Below are 21,297 nucleotides of genomic sequence, written 5' to 3'. Positions count from 1 at the left end.
TCATGCCATCATCTCCCTTGCCATTGGATCCCGACTCGATCGCGTTCGGCGGCATCGAGCCTGAGCATTTCCGCCGGTGGCTGCAGCTGTTCCGCGCCACCACCACCCGGCTGTTCGCGTCCGCCGACGCCGCCGAATTCGACACTGTCGCCCGCAGCGTCGCCGCCAGCCTGCAATATGGCTTCTTTGGCGAAGTGAAGGTCGCGTAACCAGGACAAACCGCGATGAAAACCATTCCCGCCACCGCCACGCAGTACAAAAGCACCGCCGTCTTCACCGAAGACAGCATCCCCGCAGCCCTGCTACGCGGCCATACCACCGCCGCTGGCGTATGGGGCCGCATCCGCATCCTCGAGGGCAGCCTGTTATACCGCATCACCGACGCGCGTGTGCCGGCCGAGGAAGTGCTGCTCACACCGGGCCACGATGGCGTGGTCGAACCGCAGGTCGAGCACGAAGTCCGGCTGGTCGGCCCGGTGCGTTTCCAGGTCGATTTCCACCGCTGAGCGGTAACGGCGCCTAGCCCTCGACCACGATGGCGGGCCGCAGCCGCTTGCGTGAACTGCGCGCATGCGGCACCCAGGCGTGGGTTTGCCAACGCCGCCACATGATGAGGCCACGAATCCATTCATCGGCGGCGTAGGCGATCCACACGCCTGGCAATCCCCAGCCCAGCACCACGCCCAGCAGCCAGCTGCCGCCGGCCAGCACGAACAGCATCGAGAAGGCGCCGGCCATCACCGGGAAGCGCGCGTCGCCGGCCGCGCGCAGCGCGTTGATCACCACCAGGTTGAAGGTGCGCCCCGGCTCCAGCACCACGGTGATCCACAACAGCGTGGCGCCGGCGGCGAGAATTTCCTCGTCCTGGGTGAACCAGCCCAATAGCCAGCGGCCCGACAGCGCGGCCGCCGCCGCGATCAGCACGCACACCACCAGGCCGCGCGCCAGCGAGCGCCTGACCACGCGGTGCGCCTCGCGCAATTCGCCGGCGCCGATCAGGTATCCGACCACGATCTCCACCGCCAGCCCGGTAGCGATACTGAACATCATCACGCCGCCCATCAACTGCAGCACGTAGGCCTGGGTGGCGAGCGCCCTGGCGCCCAGTTCCGCCGCCGTCGCCACGCTGACCATGAAGGCCAGGCGCCAGGCGATGTTCTCGGCCGCGCCGGGCAAGCCGATATGCAGCACGGCCGCCAGTTCGCGCCGCGGCAGGCGCCACCAATCGTCGCGGGCCAGCGTGATGTGCAGATGCTCGCGCCACATCAGCAGGTGCAGCGCCAGGCCAACCATGCGGCTGACAGTCAGCGCGATGGCGAAACCGGGCAAGCCCAATGCCGGCAATGGCCCCCAGCCGTACATCAGCGGCAATGCCAGCAACAGATGGGTGACGTGCATGATGATCAGCACCACCAGCGTGTCGCGCGTGCGCAGGTGGGCGCGCATCACGCCGGCCATGGAGGCGTTCCACGCATCGAACAGCATGGCCGGCCCCAGCGCCACCAGGAACGGCGCCGCCAGCGGGAATACTTCGGCCGGGGTATTCAGCAGATGCAGCAAAGGCGTGGCGCCGGCCATCGCGATCAGGCCGGTGACGGCGCCCAGCCAGGTGCTGGCCCCCACCACCGCGCAAGCCACCTTGTTGGCCGCCGCGCGCTGGCCGCCGCCGAGACTTTGCGTGACCACCACGCTGACGCCGGCGCCGATGATGCGGAACAGGATGAACAGCGCCGCCGAGACCTGGCTGGCGATGGCGAAGGCGCCGCCCGCCGCGTCCGAAATGCGCGAGGCCAGCGCCGTGCCGACCACGCTGGCGACGATCGCCAACCCCAGTTCGACCAGCAACGGCCACGCAAGATTGAACATGGGCGGCGTGCGAATCGGCGTTCTGGAGGCGGACATGATGGCTTATAGGAGGATATGCCCCTTACTTTATCATGTGGAAGCGCTTTCATCAGCAATATTTGCGCAAGCTATCGCGGCCGTTAATTGTCGCCAGCCAACAACGATCTGTGTCCGATTTAGTTTCCGATTTAGCAAAGACTCGACTTATACTATGAAAGCATCCTAACGGCGCTGTCCGCCTGTCGGTGCAGTAACGTTAGCATGATGAAAAAGATAATAAACGCCCTGTTTGCCGCCGCTGTGCTGCTCATCTTGGCCGGCGCCGCGCAGGCCACCGGTTCGGTGTTGCAGTTCAGTGCGATCGCAGCCACTGCCGCTGAGACCGGTATGCTGATCGAACCACTGGACGTGGTCACCATTCCCGCGCCGCTGCGTCCGGACGTGCGCCCCGTCACGCTCGCGCAACTGGAGGACCAGTTGCGCCGCCCCGAGGTGCAGGCCTCGCTCAACAAGGGCAGCATCGCGGTGGTGTATCCGAACGTGGAAGAACCGTTCCGTTCCGCCTTCCTGGCCATGATCCAGGGCATAGAAGACCGCATCAAGCTCAAGGTGCGCAGCTATCCGGTCGATCCCAAGGTCGATACCGTCGAACTCAATAACACCCTCAAACGCAGCGGCACCAAGGTGGTCATCGCGCTGGGCCGCCAGGGCCTCAACGCCACCGCCGGTTTCGACCGCGAGATCTCGGTGCTGGCCGGCGGCGTGCTGCTGCTGTCCGAATCCGAGAACGTCATGGGCATCAGCATGACACCCGATCCGGCCATGCTGTTCTCGCGCCTGCGCGCGCTGCTGCCCGAGCTGCGCCGCATCGTGGTGGTGTACAACCCGGCCAAGTCGGACTGGCTGATCAAGCTGGCGCGCGAGGCGGCCAAGGCGCAGAACCTGGAGCTGTCGGCCCATGTGGCGGTGGACCTGGCCAGCGCGGCCAAGCTGTATAGCCAGTTGATCGCCAGCGCCGACAACCGCCACGACGCCGTCTGGCTGCCGCACGACAGCACCACGGTGGAGGAAAGCACGATCCTGCCGCTGGTGCTGCGCGAGTCGTGGAACAACAACCTGCCGCTGTTCTCCAGCAACGTGCTGCACGTGAAGAAAGGCGCGCTGTTCGCCATGGTGCCGGACAACGTGGAACTGGGCCGCACGCTGGCCGCGTCGGCCATGGGCGTGATCAACGGCGACGTGCGGCGCCGACCGCTGGTGCCGCTGCGCGAACTGCAGACCGCGATCAACCTGCGCACGGCAAGCCACATCGGACTGAATCTGGGCGCGCTGCAGCAGCGCAGCTTCGATTTCGTGTACCCACAACCCTGAGCGCGATGAATATGTTCCGTCAATTCTTACGCCGCACCGGATTTCAGCGACAGCTCACCCTCATCGTCTCCGCCGCGATCCTGGGGCTGGCGGTGTTCTCGGCACTGATGAACGCCTGGGCCGCCAATTCGCGCATGCGCGACCACTTCGTCGGCCAGGGCCAGCGCATCGCCGACAGCCTGGCGCGCCAAAGCACGCTCGCGCTGCTGTTCCACTCGCCGGAAAACGCGCGCGACGTGGTCAACGCCACGCTGGCCTTCCCGGACGTGGCCGGGCTGCAGATCATGGACGCGCGCCGCAACGTGCTGCTGTCGCGCGCGCAGGGCGGCGCCAAGCTCGATCCCAGGATTTTCAACGAGGTGCCGTCGCCGCAGGCCGGCATGGCCGGGGAAAACGCGGACGGCTGGGTATTCATGGCGCCGGTGTACGGCGGCCAGGCCGAGCAATCGCCGTTTGAACTGCAGGAGCATCAACAGCAGCTGCTCGGCTATGTGCACGTGCAGCTGTCCAAGGCCACGCTGAACAAGCTCACCTGGTCGCTGTTGTTGGGCAACCTGGGGCTGACGCTTTCGTTCGCCGTGATCCTGCTGGTGCTGGCGCGCCTGCTCACGCGCCACATGCTCAATCCACTCAACGCGCTCTCGCGGCTGATGCGGCGCGCGGAAGCCGGCGAATCCGGCATGCGCGCCACGCCCGCCGGTCCGCGCGACCTGATCGAGATGGGCCAGGCCTTCAACCAGATGATGAACGTGCTGGAACAGCGCGAGGCGGAGTTGAAGGAATCGCGCGACGCCGCCGTCAACATGGCGCAGATGAAGGCGCAGTTCGCGGCCACCGTCAGCCACGAGGTGCGCACCCCGCTCAACGGCGTGGTCGGCATGCTGGACATGCTGAAGGAAACCCGCCTGACCCAGCGCCAGCAGGAGTTCGTCGACGTCGCGTGGAATTCCTCGCGCACGCTGATCGCGCTGATTAACAACATCCTCGACTTCTCCAAGATGGAGGCCGGCAAGCTGACATTGGAAGAGGCGGAGTTCAGCCTGGCGGCGCTGCTGTCGGAAGTGACCGAGCTGGTGGCCCGCCCGGCGCAGCAAAAAGGCGTGGCCGTGAGCTGGGCGGTGACGGACGGCGTGCCGGACCGCGTGATCGGCGACTCCCTGCGCCTGCGCCAGATCCTCATCAACCTGACCGGCAACGCCGTCAAGTTCACCGAACGCGGCGAGGTGCTGATCCAGGTCGCAGCGGTGGGGAGCGAACCGTTGGTGCTCGGCTTTGAAGTGCGCGACACCGGCGTCGGCATGAGCGACGAGGTGCAGCGCCGCCTGTTCGAAGCGTATATGCAGTCGGATCCGAGCACCACGCGCCGCTATGGCGGTACCGGTCTGGGTCTGGCCATCTGCAAGCAGCTGGTGGAGCTGCTGGGCGGCGAAATCAAGGTGCATAGCGTGGCCGGCAGCGGCACCACGTTCAGCTTCTCGGTGCCATCGCGCGGCGCGCCGGTGCAACCCGCGCAGGCGCTCCAGGCGGAGCAGATCGCGGCGGCCACCGTGCCGCACGCGCCGCCCCGCCCCCTGCCGGCGCGCCAGTACCGCGTGTTGATCGCCGAGGACAACCGCACCAATCAAATGGTGGCCGCCGGCATGCTGAACATGAACGGCTGCGTGTGCGAATTTGCCGCCGACGGGCTGGAAGCCGTGCGCGCGGCCCAGCGCGACCGCTTCGATCTGATCCTGATGGATTGCAGCATGCCCGAGATGGACGGCTACGAAGCCACGGCCCACATCCGCCTTGCCGAGCAGGCGCTGGGCCGCCGCACGCCGCTGATCGCCATGACCGCCAACACCCAGATCGGCGACGCCGAAAAATGCCTGGCCGCCGGCATGGACGATTACCTGGCCAAACCGATCACACTGGTCGAACTGCGCCACAAGCTGGAGAAGTGGCTGCCGAACGGCGGCCAGGGCGCGATTTCCGGTCCGGCCGGCGCGCCGGCGGCCACCTCGCTCACCGTCACGCCGCCGGCGCGCCGCGCCGCCGGGCCGGCGCCGCTCGATCTCGACATCTTCGACAAGCTGCGCGAAGTGCTGGGCGACTCGCTGCCGCACGCCGTCACGCCGTATCTCGAAGACACGCCGATCTGCCTCGACGAACTGGCGCAGGCGGTGCGCAACGGCGATATGGAGACCGCGCGCAACCGCGCCCACGCGCTCAAGGGATCGTCCGGCAATTTCGGCGCCGAGGCGCTGGCGCAACTGGCGCTGCAGGCGGAGCAACTGGCGGCCGCCGGCCAGCCGGAACGCATCCTGCCGCTGCTGGCGCCCCTGAACGACCAATACCAGGCCGTCGCCGCCTTCCTGCGCGCGGAACTGAGCTACACCGAGCCGGGGGACCTGTACCTGAGCGAAGACACGCCGCAGGTGCTGGTGGTGGACGACGACCGCAGCACCCGCAGCACGCTGCGCCACACCCTCCAGCGCGACGGCTTCCGGGTGGAGGAAGCCTCGAACGGCCAGCAGGCGCTGTCGATGCTGGCGACCTTCCAGCCGGACGTGATCCTGATGGACGCCATGATGCCGGTGATGGACGGCTTCACCGCCTGCGCGCGCATGCAGGAACTGCCGAACGGCGCCGACATCCCGGTGCTGATGATCACCGCTCTGCAGGACAACTCCTCGGTGGAGCGGGCGTTCGCCGCCGGCGCCAGCGACTACATTCCCAAGCCGATCCACTACGCCGTGCTGTCGCAGCGCGTGCGCCGCATCATCGAGGCCAATCGCGCCGAGAAGCGCATCCGCCACCTGGCCTACAACGACGTGCTGACCAACCTGCCCAACCGCACCCTGTTCTTTGAACTGCTGGGCAAGAGCATCGACCACGCGCGCAGCGCCGGCCAGCAGGTGGCGGTGCTGTTCATGGACCTGGACCGCTTCAAATACGTCAACGACAACCTTGGTCACGCCATCGGCGACCGCCTGCTGCAAGCGGTGGCGCAGCGCGTGCGCCAGACCGTGCGTTCGGCGGACTCGGTGGCGCGCCTGGGCGGCGACGAATTCACCGTCGTGCTCAATGAGCTGGACAGCCCGGCCGCCGCGGCCACCGCCGCCCACAACATCGTGCGCGCCCTGTCGGCGCCCTTCCCGATCGACGGCCATGACATCTTCGTCACCGCCAGCGTGGGCATCGCCATGTTCCCGCACGACGGCAGCGACGTCGCCAACCTGGTCAAGCACGCCGACAGCGCCATGTACCGCGCCAAGCGCACCAACACCGGCTTCCAGTTCTACGAATCGTCGATGGAGCATTCGATCTCCGAGCACGTGCGGCTGGAGAGCGACCTGCGGCGCGCCATGGAGCAGCAGCACCAGCTGGAAGTGCACTACCAGCCGCAGGCCAGCCTGCACGACGGCCGCATCATCGGCATGGAGGCGCTGGTGCGCTGGCGCCATCCAACGCGCGGCATGATCCCGCCGGCCGACTTCATCCCGCTGGCCGAGGAAACCGGCATCATCAACCAGCTTGGCGACTGGGTGCTGCGCACCGCCTGCTCCCAGCTGCAGCAATTCATCCGCGCCGGCCTGCCGCAGATGCGAGTGGCGGTCAACCTGTCGGTGCGCCAGCTGCTGCAAAAGGACTTCGCCGCCTCGGTGGAGGCGGTGCTGGCCGACACCAACCTGCCGCCGCACCTGCTGGAACTGGAGATCACCGAGAGCACGCTGATGGAAAACGCCCAGGACACGCTGGCCGCGCTGCATCGCCTGCGCGACCTCGGGGTGCGCCTGTCGATCGACGATTTCGGCACCGGTTACTCGTCGCTGTCCTACCTGAAGCGCTTCCCGGTCGACATCATCAAGATCGACCGCTCCTTCGTGCAGGACCTGCCGCAGGATCCGGACGACGGCGCCATCGTCAGCGCCATCATCGCGCTGGCCCACAGCCTGCGGCTGGAGGTGGTGGCGGAAGGCGTGGAGACCGACGCGCAACTGGCCTATCTTGCGGGCCGTGAATGTGACCTGATGCAAGGCTATCACCTGAGTCCCGCCATTCCAGCCGACCAGTTCGAGGACCTGGCGCGACGCCTCATGAAAAAAACAAATACGGAGTCAGCATCTTGAACAAGTCGGGCGCCCAACGGCTGTGTGCTGCGGCACTCACCCTCCCCTTGATCGCCGCGCAGGCCGCGCCGGTCGCGGAAGACGATGAACTGGCGCTGGTCTATGGCGCCGGCGACAGCGTCAGCATCGCCACCGGCAACCTGCAGACGCTGCGCCGCGCGCCGGCCGTGGCGTCGGTGATCACGGCGGCCGACATCGCCGCCATGGGCGCGACCGATCTGGATCAAATACTTGAAAGCGTGGCCGGCATCCACGTCAACCGCACGCCCAACAGCTACTCGCCGCTGTACGTGGTGCGCGGCATCGTCAGCGCCTACACGCCGCAGATCCTGATGCTGCAGAACGGCGTGCCGATCACCACGGCCTACGTCGGCAACAAGGGCAATATCTGGGGCGGCTACCCGGTCGAGCACATCGCCCGCATCGAGATCATCCGCGGCCCCGGCTCGGCGCTGTACGGGTCGGACGCCTACTCCGGCGTGATCAACATCATCACCAAGGGCGCGAGCGAGACCGCCGGCACCGAGATCGGCGTGCGCGCCGGCTCCTTCAGCACCTACGACGGCTGGGTGCAGCACGGCGGCAAGATCGGCGCGGTGGAGGTGGCGGCCTATCTGCGCGTCGGCGGCACCGACGGCTTCCACCGCACCATCGAAGCCGATGCGCAAACCCGCAACGACACACTGTTCCACACCCACGCGTCGCTGGCGCCGGGCCAATTGAACAACCAGCTGAAGGCCATCGACGCCAACCTGGACCTGATCTACGGTCAATGGCGCGCGCGCTTCGGCTACAAGCGCCGTTTTGACATGGGCAGCGGCGCCGGCATCGCCTCCGCGCTCGACCCGGTGGGCCGCCAGGAAAGCGACCGCGCCACCGCCAGCCTGACCTGGGCCGAACCGCAAGTGACGCGCGACCTTGGCCTGGGCGCGAGCCTCAGCGCGCAAACCTATTCGCAGGACATGTCCACCCTGTATCGGCTGCTGCCGCCTGGCCTGGTGCTGCCGACCGGCGCTTTCCCGGAAGGGATGATCGCCGCGCCGGAAACCTCGGAACGCGCCTATCGCTTCTCCGCCTACGCCGACTACACGGGCCTGCGCGGCCACCACCTGCGCGTGGGCGTGGGCCATGACGACATCAACCTGTATCGCACGCGCGAATACCGCAACTTCAACTATGCCGCCAACGGCACGCCGATCCCGCTGCCGGCGGTGGTGGAAACCACCAACACCACGCCGTTCCTGCGTCCGCAGCGGCGCCAGATCGACTACACCTACCTGCAGGACGAATGGAATTTCGCCAAGGACTGGATGCTGACCGCCGGCGTGCGCCACGACCAGTACTCTGATTTCGGCGGCACCACCAACCCGCGCATGGCGGTGGTGTGGGACGCCAGCTTCGACCTCACGGCCAAGCTGCTGTACGGCCGCGCCTTCCGCGCGCCGGCCTTCGCGGAAAGCTATGGCATCACCAATCCGGTGGCGCTGGGGAACCCCAACCTCAAGCCGGAGCGCAACACCACCACCGAACTGTCGTTCGCGTGGCAGGCCGATACCGATGCGACGGTCAACCTGACGCTGTATCGTTATCACATGAAAGACATCATCCGCACCGTGCCGAACGCGCTGGCGGGCACCGGCGCCACCTACGCCAACACCGGCAACCAGAACGGCCATGGCGTGGAGGTGGAATCGACCTGGACGCTGAACCGCGACGTGCGCCTGACCGGCAACTACGCGTGGCAGCGCTCCATCGACGAGGCCACGCACACCGACGCCGGCTACGCGCCGCGCCAGCACCTGTACGGCCGCGCCGAGTGGGCGTTTGCCAGCGGCTACCAGTCGAGCGCCCAAGTGAACTGGGTGGCGGGCCGCAAGCGCGCCTTCGGCGACCTGCGTCCGGCGCTGCACGACTACACCACGCTGGACCTGACGCTGGGCACGCGCAATGGGCGCAACCAGTGGAACTACACACTGGCGCTGCGCAACGCCTTCAACACCGACGTGCGCGAACCCAGTCCGGCACCGGGCCTGAACCTGCCGTTCGACCTGCCGATGGCGCCGCGGGCGATTTCGCTGCAGGCCTCGATCCAGACTCGCTAGGGTAGAAAACGTATCAGCCGTAAGGCGGATTATCGTGCCGGCCATTTCGGATAGGATGGATGCTTATTCCTCCAACCCGAAAGGAAACGTCATGCATATCGATTTGAAAGGCAAGACCGCCATCGTGACCGGCTCCACGCGCGGCATCGGCTACGCCATCGCGGCGGGCCTGGCCGGCGCTGGCGCCACCGTGGTCATCACGGGCCGCAAGCAGGCCGACGTCGACCAGGCGCTGGCGCGGCTGCGCGACCGCGTGCCCGGCGCGCAGGTGCGCGGCGTGGCGGCGGACCTCGGCAATGCGGACGGTTTCGCCATCCTGCAAAAAGCCGAGCCGGTGGCGGACATCCTGGTCAACAATCTCGGCATCTTCAAGCTGCAGCCGTTCAGCGAGATTCCCGATGAAGAGTGGACCCGCTTCTTCGAGATCAACATCATGTCCGGTGTGCGCGCCAGCCGTGCCTACCTGCCCGGCATGCGGCAGAAGAACTGGGGCCGCATCGTGTTCATTTCGTCGGAGTCCGGATTGAACATTCCGGCCGACATGGTGCATTACGGCTTCACCAAGACCGGCAACCTGGCCATCTCGCGCGGCCTGGCCAAGACCGTGGCGGGCACCGGCATCACGGTGAACGCCGTGCTGCCCGGACCGACCTTGTCGGAGGGCGTGCAGGACCTGGTGGCGCCGGGCGAGGACTACGCGGCGGCCGAACGCGAGGCCAACGCCTTCGTCAAGGCGCATCGCGCCACCTCCATCATCCAGCGCGTGGCGACGCCGGAGGAAGTGGCCAATCTGGTGGTCTACGTCTGCTCGCCGCAGGCCTCGGCCACCACCGGCGCCGCGCTGAGGGTGGACGGTGGCGTGGTCGACACCATCGCCTAGCCAAAGTCGGGTTCAAAGTCGGGGTCAGCTCTGACATTCAGACAAATGGGAACTAAATATTTTTGATAAGTTCCATAGAGCCGGCCAAATGTCCGATTGTCAGAGCTGACCCCGAATGATGAGGTCGCATGCTGTGGACGCGCGCCGGTTCGGTTTTGAAGGAACCCACCAGTTCGGCCAGCGCACGCGCTTGCGATTGCATCGCGGCCGCTGCGGCGGCGGCTTCTTCGACCAGGGCCACATTCTGCTGCGTGACGCCGTCCATGTCGCTGATGGCGGCATTGACTTGTTCGATGCCGTGCTCCTGCTCGCTGCTTGCGGCGCTGATGGCGCCAATGATGGCGGTGACCTTCTGCACGCTGACCACGATTTCATCCATCGTGGCGCCCGCGGTTTCCGCCAGTTCGCTGCCGCTCGCCACACGCTCGGCCGAGTCGTTGATCAGTTTCTTGATTTCCTTCGCCGCTTCCGCCGAGCGCTGCGCCAGGTTGCGCACCTCCCCCGCCACCACCGCGAAGCCGCGTCCCTGCTCGCCGGCGCGCGCCGCTTCCACCGCCGCGTTCAAGGCCAGGATGTTGGTCTGGAACGCGATGCCGTCAATCACGCTGGTGATGTCGACGATCTTGTGCGCGTACTCGTTGATGCTGGCCATGGTCCTCACCACCTCCGTCACCACCGCCCCGCCCTTGCCCGCCACGTCCGACGCCGACATCGCCAGCTGGTTGGCCTGGCGCGCGTTGCCGCTGTTTTGCTTCACGGCGGCCGTCAGTTCCTCCATCGCTGAAGCCGTCTCTTCCAGCGCGCCAGCCTGATGTTCGGTGCGGCGCGACAGGTCCATATTGCCGCTGGCGATTTCACGCGAGGCGGCGTCGATCGCCACCGCGCCGTCGCGCACGCGGCCGACGGTATCGGACAGGCGCCCGGTCATGTGCGACAGCGCGTCGAACAGCTTGCCGATCTCATCGCCGCGGCCGTGCTCGATCGCCACGTGCAGCTCGCCGCTGGCCACCTGCTCGGCCAGCGCCACCGCGCGCGTCAGCGGCACGACGATGCTGCGCGTCAGCGTCCACGCCAGCGCCGCGCCGAGCGCCAGCGTGCCCACGCCGAGGCCGATCAGCAACGCGCGGCTGCCTTCGAACTGCCGGGCCGACCGCTCGGCCAGCGCCCTGGCCTCCCGCGTCTGAAACGCGAGCAGTTGCTCCAGCGCGCCGGTGTAGGCCTTGAACACGCCCGGCCACTTGTTGTCCAGCAGGTCGCCCACTTCCTGGATGCGGCCGCCGTCCTTGAATTTGAACAGGTCGGCACGCAGGGCCAGGAAGGCGGATTTCTTTTCCTCCACCACACGCAGCAATGCCGCCTCGTCCGTGGGGGCCGGCATCGCCGCCAGCTTGCGCTCCATCTCGGCGGCCACCTTTTCGCCGGCCGTCAGTTGCGCCTGGAAGATGTCCGACACTTCCAGGCTGTCGCTGCGCCCGATCGACATCGCGCGCAAGCCGTTTAACTCGGTCACACCCAGCAGTTCCGAGGTCAGCTGCTGCCGCGCCAGTTTTTCGTTGACCAGGCTGGACGCCGTGTCATTGGCCGACTGCAAGCGCCACAGCGACACCCCCGACATGCACGCCATCACCAGCATCAGCGCCGCGAACGACGCCACCACCCGCATACCCGTATTCAATTGAGGAAGTTTCATGACCCTTAGATAAAAAAGAAAAGTGCCTCATGCACGAATCTCTCCAATGTACACACGGAATGTGACAGTGGTGTTACCGCAAGGCAATTACGACAACAGTATTTTCTTCCCGTTAAGATGTAATGAAGGGGTAACAATTTCCTACTAGCATGTGTCGCTCTGTGTTGATAAAAGGTTCCCTTCCGTGGAGTTCAATGCCTCTCGTTTGCACCTGCCCCGGTTTCGCCTGTCCGTCGCCGCCGACCTGTGCGTGGAGACGGTCTCGGTCTTGTCCGACACCACCAACTTCGCCGTGCTTGAACTGTTCACCGAGCGCCGCGACCTGATGAGCTTGCCCGTGATCGAGATGGGCCGTCCGATAGGCCTCATCAGCCGTAACATCTTCATGTCGCAGATGTCCAAGCCGTTTTATCACGAGCTGTACGGGAAAAAGAGCTGCATCGCCTTCATGGACAAGGAGCCGTTGATCGTCGACGCCAACATGAGCATCGAGGCGCTGACCTTCCGCGCCGTCGAATCGGGTGAAAAGGCGCTTGCCGACGGCTTCATCGTGACCAGGGACGGCACGCTGGCCGGTGTCGGCTTCGGCCTGCAGCTGATGAACGTGGTGGCCAATATGCAGGCCGAGAAAAACCGCCAGATCATGCACAGCATCGACTACGCCAGCGTGATCCAGCGCTCGCTGCTGCGGCCGTCCAACCTGGCCCTGTCCGACACGCTGGACGATGCCCACCTCGAATGGCAGCCGCGCAACGTTGTCGGCGGCGATTTCTATCACTTCGCCAGGTACGAGGACGGCTGGTTCGCCGCCATCGCCGACTGCACCGGCCATGGCGTGCCAGGCGCGTTCATGACGCTGATTTCATCGTCCACCTTGTCGCAGGCCTTGCAGCAACTGGGCCCGCGCGATCCGGCCCGTTTGATCGCGGAAGTGAACCGTGGCGTCAAGGGCATGTTGGGACAGGTCGAAGGCCACGGCCACACCGAATCCAACGACGGCATGGACGCGGCCTTCCTGTGGTTCGACCACGCCGCCCGCCAGCTGCGCTTCGCCGGCGCCAAGCTGGCGCTGTTCCAGCTGGATCCCGAGCAGCAAGCCGTGCAAACCGTGGACGGCGAACGCATGGGCGTCGGCTACACCGATACGCCGCTGGACTACCAGTGGACCAACAAGACCATCGCCATCCCGGAAGGCAGCCTGCTGTTCCTGACCACCGACGGCCTGATCGACCAGATCGGCGGCGCCAGGGACATCGCCTACGGCAAGCGCCGCATGCGCGATGTGCTGCTGGCCAAACGCACCGAGTGCGCGCGCCACGTCGCGCAAGCGATGCTGGACGACTACCAGGCGTGGCAAGGCGCACAGCCGCGCCGCGACGACCTCACCTTTTTCTGTTTGCGTCCCTGAGAGGAAAACGTTTTGTTGTACGAAGAATTCAACGACTTCTTTGACGTGGCCCGTAAGCGCCACATCATCTTTTTCTACGTGGGCTACTTCTCGCAGCACGTGGTGGCGGCCATCTCCGAGACCATCAAGGCGCGCCTTGACGTCGCCGGCGCGGCCGGGCCTACGCGCCGCCGCATCTTCTCGTCGTTCGTCGAAATGTCGCAGAACATCATGCACTACTCGTCCGACACGCTGACGCCCGACGAGCAGGCCGAGAACCAGATCCGCCGCGGCTCCTTCTGCATCGGCATGAAGGGCGACAGCTTCTTCCTGCTGTGCGCCAATCCGGTCGACAGCGCCAATGTGGAGCGCATCAGCAGCCGCCTGGAACCGCTGCACACCATGACCATGGAAGAGATCAGGTCGGCCTACAAGAAAGCGCTGCGCGACGAGACGCCGGCCGACAGCAAAGGCGCTGGTCTCGGCTTCCTGACCATGGCGCGCGACGCCAGCGAGCCGCTGGAGTTCGAGTTCGTCAGGGATCCCAACAATCCGGACGCCACCATCTTCTGCATCAAAGCGATCATCTGAACAAATATTGAGAACGACCATGGAACCACTGTTTATCGCCGCCTCGCCGACCTCGCCGGAAATCGACTTCCGCTTCGACCAGCACACGTTGTCGATCAAGGGCGAATCCTATCCGGAGAACGCGGCCGCCTTCTACGGGCCGGTGATCGCGCGCGTGCGGGCCTGGCTGGAGGGCTGCAAGGACGCCGCGATCACCGTCAACGTCTCGCTGGCCTACTTCAACAGCTCCAGCACCAAGATGCTGTTCACCTTTTTCGAGGCGCTGAACAACGCCGCCATGGCCGGCAACCAGGTGCGCCTGAACTGGTACCACGACGAGGACGACGACACCATCCTCGAATTCGGCCAGGAACTGCAGGACGATTTCGGCGCCCTCGATTTCCACGATCACGCGGTGAGCAACTGATGAACCCCATGGCGGAAGCCGACCTGTTTGCGCTGGAAAGCGCCGCGCTGGCCAACGCCAGGGCGGCGCACGCCGATCCGCGCGCCGACGCGCGCGCCGCGCTGGCCGAGTTGATCATCCACTACGAGCGTCTGATGCGCGAAAGCCGCCGCCTGATCCGCCGCAGCGACCGCGCGGAGCTGGACATGAACCAGATGAACCGCCAGTTGCACGAACTGGCGCAGCAGCTGGAGTATCGCGCCACCCACGATCCGCTCAGCGGTGCGCTCAACCGCGCCGCCGTCATCGACAAGGCCACGGCCTGCCTGCGCCGCGTCGACATGGCGCTGATCGTGCTGGACATCGACCACTTCAAGTGGATCAACGACGACTTCGGCCACCCGGCCGGCGACGCCGTCATCAAGACGGTGGTGAGCTGCCTGCGCACCCTGCTCGGTCCAGACGTCGCCGTGGGCCGCGTGGGCGGCGAGGAATTCTCCGTGATCTGGCCGACGGCGGACACGGAAGAGGCGCGCGCGGTGGCGATCCGCATCTGCGACGCCATCGCCGACCAGGTGTTCGCCGCGCCCATCGACCGCCAGATCACCGCCAGCGTGGGCGTAAGCTGGAACAGCGTCGGCACCAGCTTTGAACTGGCCTACAGCCGCGCCGACGAGGCGTTGTACGCCGCCAAGCGCGCCGGCCGCAATTGCGTCAAAATCCATTCGCAGCTGCCGCTGCCGGCCGCGCAGGCGGCGATCGCCGAGCTCTGAGCAGCACCTCGCCGGCCCGGCTCAGGCGACAGGCGTGAGCAGCGGCTTGCCGGCGAAATGGGCCAGCAGATTGTCAACCACCAGCTGGCCCATGGCGTGGCGGGTTTCCACCGTCAGGCTGCCGACGTGCGGCGTCAGCACCACGTTTTCCAGTTCGCGCAGCGCGGCCGGCACGCGTGGTTCGTCGGCGAAGACATCCAGCGCCGCCATGCCCAGCGTATGCGCGCGCAGCGCGGCGATCAGCGCCTCCTCGTCCACCAGCGAGCCGCGCGCGACGTTGACCAACGTGCCTTGCGGGCCGAGCGCCGCCAGCACCTCGGCGTTCACCGTGTGGCGCGTGGCCGGCGTGCCGGGCGCCGCCACCACCAGATAGTCGCTGGCCTCGGCCAACGCCAGCAGCGACTCGGCGCGCGGCACGTCGACGCCCTCGATGGCGCGCGGCTGGAAGTACCGCACCGCCATGCCGAAGGCCCGCGCCCGCGCCGCGATGGCCTGGCCGATGCGCCCGAAACCATACACGCCGCACACCTTGCCGCGCAGCGCGCGCGTCGGCGCCAGCGGCTTGCCGGCTTCCCAGCCGCCGGTGCGCACGTAGAAGTCCAGCGCCGGCAGCCGGCGCGCCGCCGACAGCAGCAGCGTCAGGGCCAGGTCGGCCACGTCGTCGGTCAGCACGCCGGGCGTGTTGGTGACAAAAACACCACGCGCGCGCGCGGCCTCCAGGTCCACCGCGTCGGTGCCGATGCCGTTCACCGCCACGATTTCCACCTTGGGCAGTTGCGCCAGCAGCGCCGCGTCGATGCCGATCGCGCCCGTGGTCAGCACGGCGCGCACGCGGCCGGCGACGCCCCGCAGCCAGGCGGCCTGCTGCTCGCGCGGCTGCTGCCACAGGTGGTGACAATCAAAATGCTGGTCCAACTGGGCCATCACGCTGGCCGAAGGGCTGGCCGCCATCACCAATACTTCAGGTTTCATATCAATACCTACTCTGGTTAGCTTGTGGTGATTGTACAAGCGCAGTGGATTTCCCGTTGCCAGTCATGGACTTTCGGTCGGCATTTCCGTATCCTTCAATTACCAGACAGAGGAGCGCGCCCTGATTTGAACGATCACGCCCCCAACGCAGCCGCCCATGCAGCCACGCTCACCATCGCCCTGCGCTGGTTGCGCCGCATCGCCTTCACGCTGGCGGCCTGCCTGGGCGTTTGCGGCGCCGCCCTCGCCAGCCCGGAGCGCTGGGACCAGCTGGCCACCCCGTTGTTCGAACACCTGGGCCTCGACCAGGGGCTGCCGCACCCGGTCGGCATGGCGCTGGCGCAGGACGGCGACGGCTTTATCTGGATCGGCACCCAAAGCGGCCTGGCGCGCTGGGACGGCTACCGCGTGCGCAGCTTCCATCACGACGCCGCCAACACCGCCAGCCTGCCCGGCGATTTCATCCAGGCCCTGCACGTGGACGTGGGCGGCCGGCTGTGGGTCGGCACCGCCGCCGCCGGCCTGGCCATGTATGACAAGCATACCGAGCGCTTCGTCCGCCTCAACGAGGAATTGAGCCGCGGCCTGGTCAGCGCCATCGCCAGCGACGCCAGGGGCAACCTGTGGATCGGCACCCCCAACGGCCTCAAATACTACGACATCGCCCACAAGACCCTGCGCCGCTACACCCACGAAGACACGCCCGGCCTGCCCGACAACCAGGTGCGCGCGCTGCTGATGGACCGCGCCGGCAACCTGTGGATCGGCACCGCCTCCGGGCTGGCGCGCCTGCGGCCGAGCGGCGCCATCGCCAGCATCCCGGTGCACGGCGACAGCCCCGGCGCGTGGAGCGACACCGTGCTGTCGCTGGGCGAGAACAGCCGCGGCCAGATCGCCTTCGGCACGCTGAAAAGCGGCATCGGCATCGTCGAGGCGCAGGCCGACAGCGGCCGCATCGTCGCCCTCAAGGGCGTCAAGGACGTGCAGGCCAACATGGTGCTGGCGGTGATGGAGACCGTGCCCGGCATCTGGTGGGCCAGCACCTACGGCGGCGGCGTGATCGAGTACCGCACCGAGAGCAGCCGCAGCGTGCGCATCCTGCACCAGCCGGCGGTGTCCTTCAGCCTCAGTAACGACCGCACCGCCGCCCTGCTGCGCGACCGCAGCGGCATGATCTGGGTCACCACCGAGCGCGGGGTCGACATCTACGACCCGCACAGCGAAGCCATCGATTCCGTGTTCGGCGCGGAGGGCGCGCAGGAGGCCGGCGTCACCGCCCTGATGACCGACAGCCGCGGCGAGGTCTGGATCGGCCTGGCCGACCAGGGCATCGACATCGTCCCGCGCGACGGCGCCCGCCGCGCCGCGCTGCGCCCGGACCCGCACAATCCCGACACCGCCCTGCCCAACCGCGTGGTGCTGTCGCTGGCCGAGGCGGACGCCGGCGAGGCCTGGATCGGCACCCAGCTGGGGCTGTACCGCACCAGCCGCAATGGCGGCGCCGTCAAGCGCGTGGCGCTGCCGCAGCAGAACCCCTACCCGCGCATCGGCACCATCCTGGTACGCAAGGGCGAGCTATGGCTCGGCACTTTCGAGGGGCTGCTGCGCTACAACCCGGCCACCGGCACGCTCCTGCACTACGTGCAGGGACAGCAGGAAGGCGGCGGCCTGACCGACAACCGCATCCACGCGGTGGTGGCCGACGGCGACGGCAGCCTGTGGGTCGCCACCCGCAACGGCTTGAACCACCTCGATCCGGAAAGCGGCAAGGTGGAACAGATCAAGGCCAACGCGGCCAAGCAGGACGCGCTGAGCGAGGCGGTGATCAGCTCCCTGGTGATCGACCGGCGCGGCCGCCTGTGGGTCGGGACCTACGGCGGCGGCATCTGCGTCATGACCGGGCGCGACGCGCTGGGCGAGCCGGTGTTCCAGCGCGTGGGCACCGCCGCCGGCCTGTCGGCCGGCACCATCATGGCGCTGCAGGCGGACCCGCTGGGCCGCATCTGGGCCGCCACCTCGGACAGCATCGCCGTCATCGACTCCGGCACCCTGCGCGCGCGCGCGCTCACGCGCGCCGACGGCCTGGCGTTCCGCACCTTCTTCATCGGCGCCAGCACCGTCACGCAGGAGCGTGACCTGATCTTCGGCGCCACCTCCGGCATGGCCGTGGTGTATCCGGGGCGCCTGAGCGACTGGGCCTATCGTCCGCCGCTGGTGATCAGCGCCGTGCGCCTCGACCAGCACCCGCTGACGCCGGCGGAACTCAGCGGCAAGGAGGGCCCGACGCTGGTGCTGCGGCCGGATAACCAGAGCTTTGAAGTGGAACTGGCCGCGCTGGACTTCTCGGCGCCGCAGCGCAACCGCTACACCTACCTGCTGGAGGGCTTCGACCAGCGCTGGATCGAAGTCGACGCCACGCGCCGCATCATCACCTACGGCCACCTGCCGCCGGGCGACTACGTGCTGCGCATGCGCGGCAGCAACCGCGACGGCCTGTGGAACGCCGATGAACAGGCGCTGCACGTGGTGGTGCTGCCGGCGTGGCACCAGACCTGGTGGGCGTGGCTGGGCTACTTCATCATCACCTGCGTGCTGGCGTGGGCCCTGCTGCGCTGGCGCGTGCGCCACCTGCACCGCAGGGGCGAGGCCCTGCAGGCGCTGGTCTACTCGCGCACCCAGCATCTGGAAAAACTGAACGCCATCGTCAAGTCCATCAACGAGCAGATCGACTTCGACGCCCTGCTGCACACCATCCTGCACGAATCGACCATCATCAAGGGCATCGACTCGGCGCTGGCACTGGTGCGCGAGGAAGGCACCGACACACTGAGCCTGCGCGCCGCGTGGGGCCGCATCGACGCCACCGCCGACGCCTACCGCCTAGACCTGCGCCAGGCCGAGATGCGCTACGCGCCGCCGGACAGCATGATCGCCCCGGACATCTTCGAAGTGCACCACCCGCATTCACTCCCGGGCGACGTGTGCGCGTTGCTGTCGGTGCGCGTGGTGATCGATGGCCAGGTCGAGGGCTACCTCATTTTCGAAAACTACCAATACCAGGCCACCTTCGCCGAGAGCGACCTGGACCTGCTCAAGGCGCTGAAGGAGCCGTTCGTCTCGGCCTACCACAAGGCGCGCTCGATGCGCATGATCGAACAGGCGCGCACCAACGCCGAGGCGGCGACGCGCGCCAAGAGCGAATTCCTGGCCAACATCAGCCACGAGATCCGCACGCCGATGAACGCCATCCTCGGCTTCGCCGGCCTGGGCACCCATCTCGACCTGCCGGCGCAACCGCTCGACTACTTCCGCAAGATCAGCCGCGCCGGCCAAAGCCTGCTGCAGATCATCAACGACGTGCTGGACTTCTCCAAGATCGAATCGGGCAAGCTGGAACTGGAGGCCCTGCCGTTCGAACTGCCCGACACGCTCAACCAGATCGCCGACCTGTTCTCGTGGCGCGCCGCCGAGCGCGGGCTGGAACTGGTGATCTGGTCGGCGCCGGACGTGCCCTCCAACCTGCTGGGCGACCCGTTGCGGCTGGGGCAAATCCTGGTCAACCTGGTAGGCAACGCCCTCAAGTTCACCGCGCGCGGCCACATCGAACTGCGGGTGGAGCTGGACGCGGCCACGCCCACCGTCACGCCGGGCGGCCCGCTGGTGCTGCGCTTCACGGTGGAGGACAGCGGCCTGGGGATCAGCCAGGAGCAGCAGGCGCGCCTGTTCCAGGCCTTCGCGCAGGCCGACGCCAGCACCACGCGGCTGTATGGCGGCACGGGGCTGGGCCTGGCCATCTCGCAGCAGCTGGTGCGCAAGATGGGCGGCGAAATCAAAGTCGATAGTGAACCGGGCGTGGGCAGCGGTTTCAGTTTCACCGTCCACCTGCAGGCGGCGGCCGAACAAACCGCCGTGCTGCCAGTGGTGCCGATCGCCGCGCAGGGCAAGCGCGTGCTGGTGGCCGACGATTGCGAGGCCACGCGCCACATGCTCAAGACCCAGCTGTCGCTCATGGGGTTGAAGGCGCGCACCGTCGCTTCCGGCGCGGCGGCGGTGGCCGCCATGCAGCTCGATTCCTACGACCTGCTGCTGATCGACGCCGACATGCCGGACCTCGACGGCATCGACACCCTGCGCCGCATCGCCGCCGATCCGGAACTGGCGAGCGTGCCGGCGGTGCTGATGGTGACCGCCTACGCGCGCGAGCACAGCTCGGAAACCGCCGAGCAAACCCGTCGCATGCCCTTCCTCGACAAGCCGACCAATCCGCAACTGCTGCGCAACGCCATCCTGTCCGCGCTGGGGCTGGAGGCCGCCCAGCAAAGCGTGACCATGAGCGCGCCGCCGTCGCTGGCGACGCAGCGCATCCGTGGCGCACACGTGCTGGTGGTGGACGACAACGCCATCAACCAACAGGTGGCCAGCGAGATCCTGCAACGCGCCGGCGTGCGCGTCGATCTCGCCAGCAGCGGCGAGGAGGCGGCGCGCATGACCGGCGCCGGCAACTACGACGCGGTGCTGATGGATATCCAGATGCCGGACATGGACGGCTACCAGGCCACGGCCCTGATCCGCAGCGACCAGCGCCACGCCGCCCTGCCCATCATCGCCATGACCGCCCACGCGGTGGCCGGCTACCGCGAGCGCTGCCTCGAGATGGACATGAACGACTACGTCACCAAGCCGATCGACCCGGACACCCTGTACGCCGTGCTGGCGACCTGGGTCAAGCCCGATCCGCACCGCGCGTCGGTGGCCGAGGCCGAGCCGCCGCCACGGCGCGGCAACGCGCCGGTGGTGCCCCGGCCCGGCATCGATATCAACGCCGCGATGGAACGGCTGGGCGGCCACGACGCCCTGCTGTCTCAATTGCTCAGCCTGTTCGCCCACGATTTTGAATCCAGTTTGCAACAGATTCAAGATGCAATCCACTCCGGCGAATTGTTACGCGCGGCCGAATTGGTCCACAAAATCCGCGGCGCGGCGGGTAATATTTCTGCAAACGAACTTTTTAAAACGTCAACCGCGCTGGAGGACCGCCTCAGAGAGGAGCCGGTGGCGCTGGCGGACCTGCTGCGCGCATTCGCCCAAGCGTTCGAAGTTGTCATGCAGGGCGCGCGGGCGGAAGGCGCGGTGCGCGAAACCGAGCTGGCGCAAACTCCCTAGCGATCTGCAAGTTTTTAAATGCCTTG

The 21,297-nt window shown here is 66.9% G+C and carries 14 protein-coding genes; 11 read left to right on the top strand and 3 right to left on the bottom strand.

Annotated elements, in window-relative coordinates; translation table 11 throughout:
- The first annotated feature begins 2 nt into the window (after nt 1-2).
- Together FHW83_RS20510 and FHW83_RS20505 are read left to right on the top strand one after the other, a co-directional pair.
- Nucleotides 3-209 carry a hypothetical protein gene (locus FHW83_RS20510; protein WP_229224284.1) on the top strand — a complete coding sequence of 69 codons (207 nt, stop codon included), beginning with the start codon at nt 3-5 and terminating at the stop codon, nt 207-209.
- A 15-nt stretch (nt 210-224) separates the two neighbouring features.
- Complete coding sequence (locus FHW83_RS20505) at nt 225-506, top strand: DUF1971 domain-containing protein (RefSeq protein ID WP_176648207.1); 282 nt, start codon at nt 225-227, stop codon at nt 504-506.
- A 13-nt stretch (nt 507-519) separates the two neighbouring features.
- Here FHW83_RS20505 and FHW83_RS20500 read toward each other — a convergent pair whose 3' ends face one another.
- Nucleotides 520-1,902, bottom strand: a complete 1,383-nt coding sequence (locus FHW83_RS20500; protein WP_176648206.1) for an MATE family efflux transporter — start codon at nt 1,900-1,902, stop codon at nt 520-522.
- A 207-nt stretch (nt 1,903-2,109) separates the two neighbouring features.
- On the opposite strand from FHW83_RS20500, the gene FHW83_RS20495 reads away from it, so the two are divergent.
- The 4 genes from FHW83_RS20495 to FHW83_RS20480 all read left to right on the top strand — a co-directional run bounded on the left by FHW83_RS20495 (nt 2,110) and on the right by FHW83_RS20480 (nt 10,310).
- Nucleotides 2,110-3,216: an ABC transporter substrate-binding protein gene (locus FHW83_RS20495; protein ID WP_229224283.1), complete on the top strand. Its 1,107-nt coding sequence runs from the start codon at nt 2,110-2,112 to the stop codon at nt 3,214-3,216.
- Nucleotides 3,217-3,227: 11 nt separating this feature from the next.
- Nucleotides 3,228-7,328, top strand: a complete 4,101-nt coding sequence (locus FHW83_RS20490) for an EAL domain-containing protein (RefSeq protein WP_176648204.1) — start codon at nt 3,228-3,230, stop codon at nt 7,326-7,328.
- Complete coding sequence (locus FHW83_RS20485) at nt 7,325-9,430, top strand: TonB-dependent siderophore receptor (protein WP_176648203.1); 2,106 nt, start codon at nt 7,325-7,327, stop codon at nt 9,428-9,430. Before FHW83_RS20490 ends, FHW83_RS20485 begins: the two co-directional genes overlap by 4 nt.
- A 91-nt stretch (nt 9,431-9,521) precedes the next feature.
- On the top strand, nt 9,522-10,310 hold the full coding sequence (locus FHW83_RS20480) for an SDR family NAD(P)-dependent oxidoreductase (RefSeq protein ID WP_176648202.1): 789 nt from the start codon (nt 9,522-9,524) through the stop codon (nt 10,308-10,310).
- A gap of 52 nt (nt 10,311-10,362) precedes the next feature.
- Here the strand turns inward: FHW83_RS20480 and FHW83_RS20475 are convergent, their stop codons facing one another.
- Complete coding sequence (locus FHW83_RS20475) at nt 10,363-12,000, bottom strand: methyl-accepting chemotaxis protein (RefSeq protein ID WP_176648201.1); 1,638 nt, start codon at nt 11,998-12,000, stop codon at nt 10,363-10,365.
- 205 nt (nt 12,001-12,205) lie between these two features.
- On the opposite strand from FHW83_RS20475, the gene FHW83_RS20470 reads away from it, so the two are divergent.
- From FHW83_RS20470 to FHW83_RS20455, 4 genes are read left to right on the top strand one after another with little or no spacing between them, the layout of a single operon-like run.
- Entirely contained in the window at nt 12,206-13,408 is a 1,203-nt protein-coding gene (locus FHW83_RS20470; RefSeq protein WP_218106373.1) for a SpoIIE family protein phosphatase, read from the top strand.
- 12 nt (nt 13,409-13,420) lie between these two features.
- Nucleotides 13,421-13,978: a SiaB family protein kinase gene (locus tag FHW83_RS20465; RefSeq protein WP_176648199.1), complete on the top strand. Its 558-nt coding sequence runs from the start codon at nt 13,421-13,423 to the stop codon at nt 13,976-13,978.
- 19 nt (nt 13,979-13,997) lie between these two features.
- Nucleotides 13,998-14,384, top strand: a complete 387-nt coding sequence (locus FHW83_RS20460; RefSeq protein WP_176648198.1) for a DUF1987 domain-containing protein — start codon at nt 13,998-14,000, stop codon at nt 14,382-14,384.
- 8 nt (nt 14,385-14,392) lie between these two features.
- A complete protein-coding gene (locus tag FHW83_RS20455; protein WP_176648367.1) occupies nt 14,393-15,136 on the top strand; it encodes a GGDEF domain-containing protein in 744 nt (247 codons plus the stop codon).
- 21 nt (nt 15,137-15,157) lie between these two features.
- Here FHW83_RS20455 and FHW83_RS20450 read toward each other — a convergent pair whose 3' ends face one another.
- Nucleotides 15,158-16,108 (bottom strand): 2-hydroxyacid dehydrogenase, encoded by a 951-nt coding sequence (locus FHW83_RS20450; RefSeq protein ID WP_176648197.1) that lies wholly within the window; start codon nt 16,106-16,108, stop codon nt 15,158-15,160.
- Nucleotides 16,109-16,234: 126 nt separating this feature from the next.
- Between FHW83_RS20450 and FHW83_RS20445 the strand changes: the two genes are divergently transcribed.
- Entirely contained in the window at nt 16,235-21,271 is a 5,037-nt protein-coding gene (locus FHW83_RS20445) for a response regulator (RefSeq protein WP_229224282.1), read from the top strand.
- The last annotated feature ends 26 nt before the right edge of the window (nt 21,272-21,297 follow it).

This window comes from Duganella sp. SG902, assembly GCF_013376005.1.
Classification (GTDB): domain Bacteria; phylum Pseudomonadota; class Gammaproteobacteria; order Burkholderiales; family Burkholderiaceae_D; genus Rugamonas.
The sequence above is the reverse complement of the archived record's forward strand: the minus strand, read 5'-3'. Positions and strand labels throughout refer to the sequence as shown.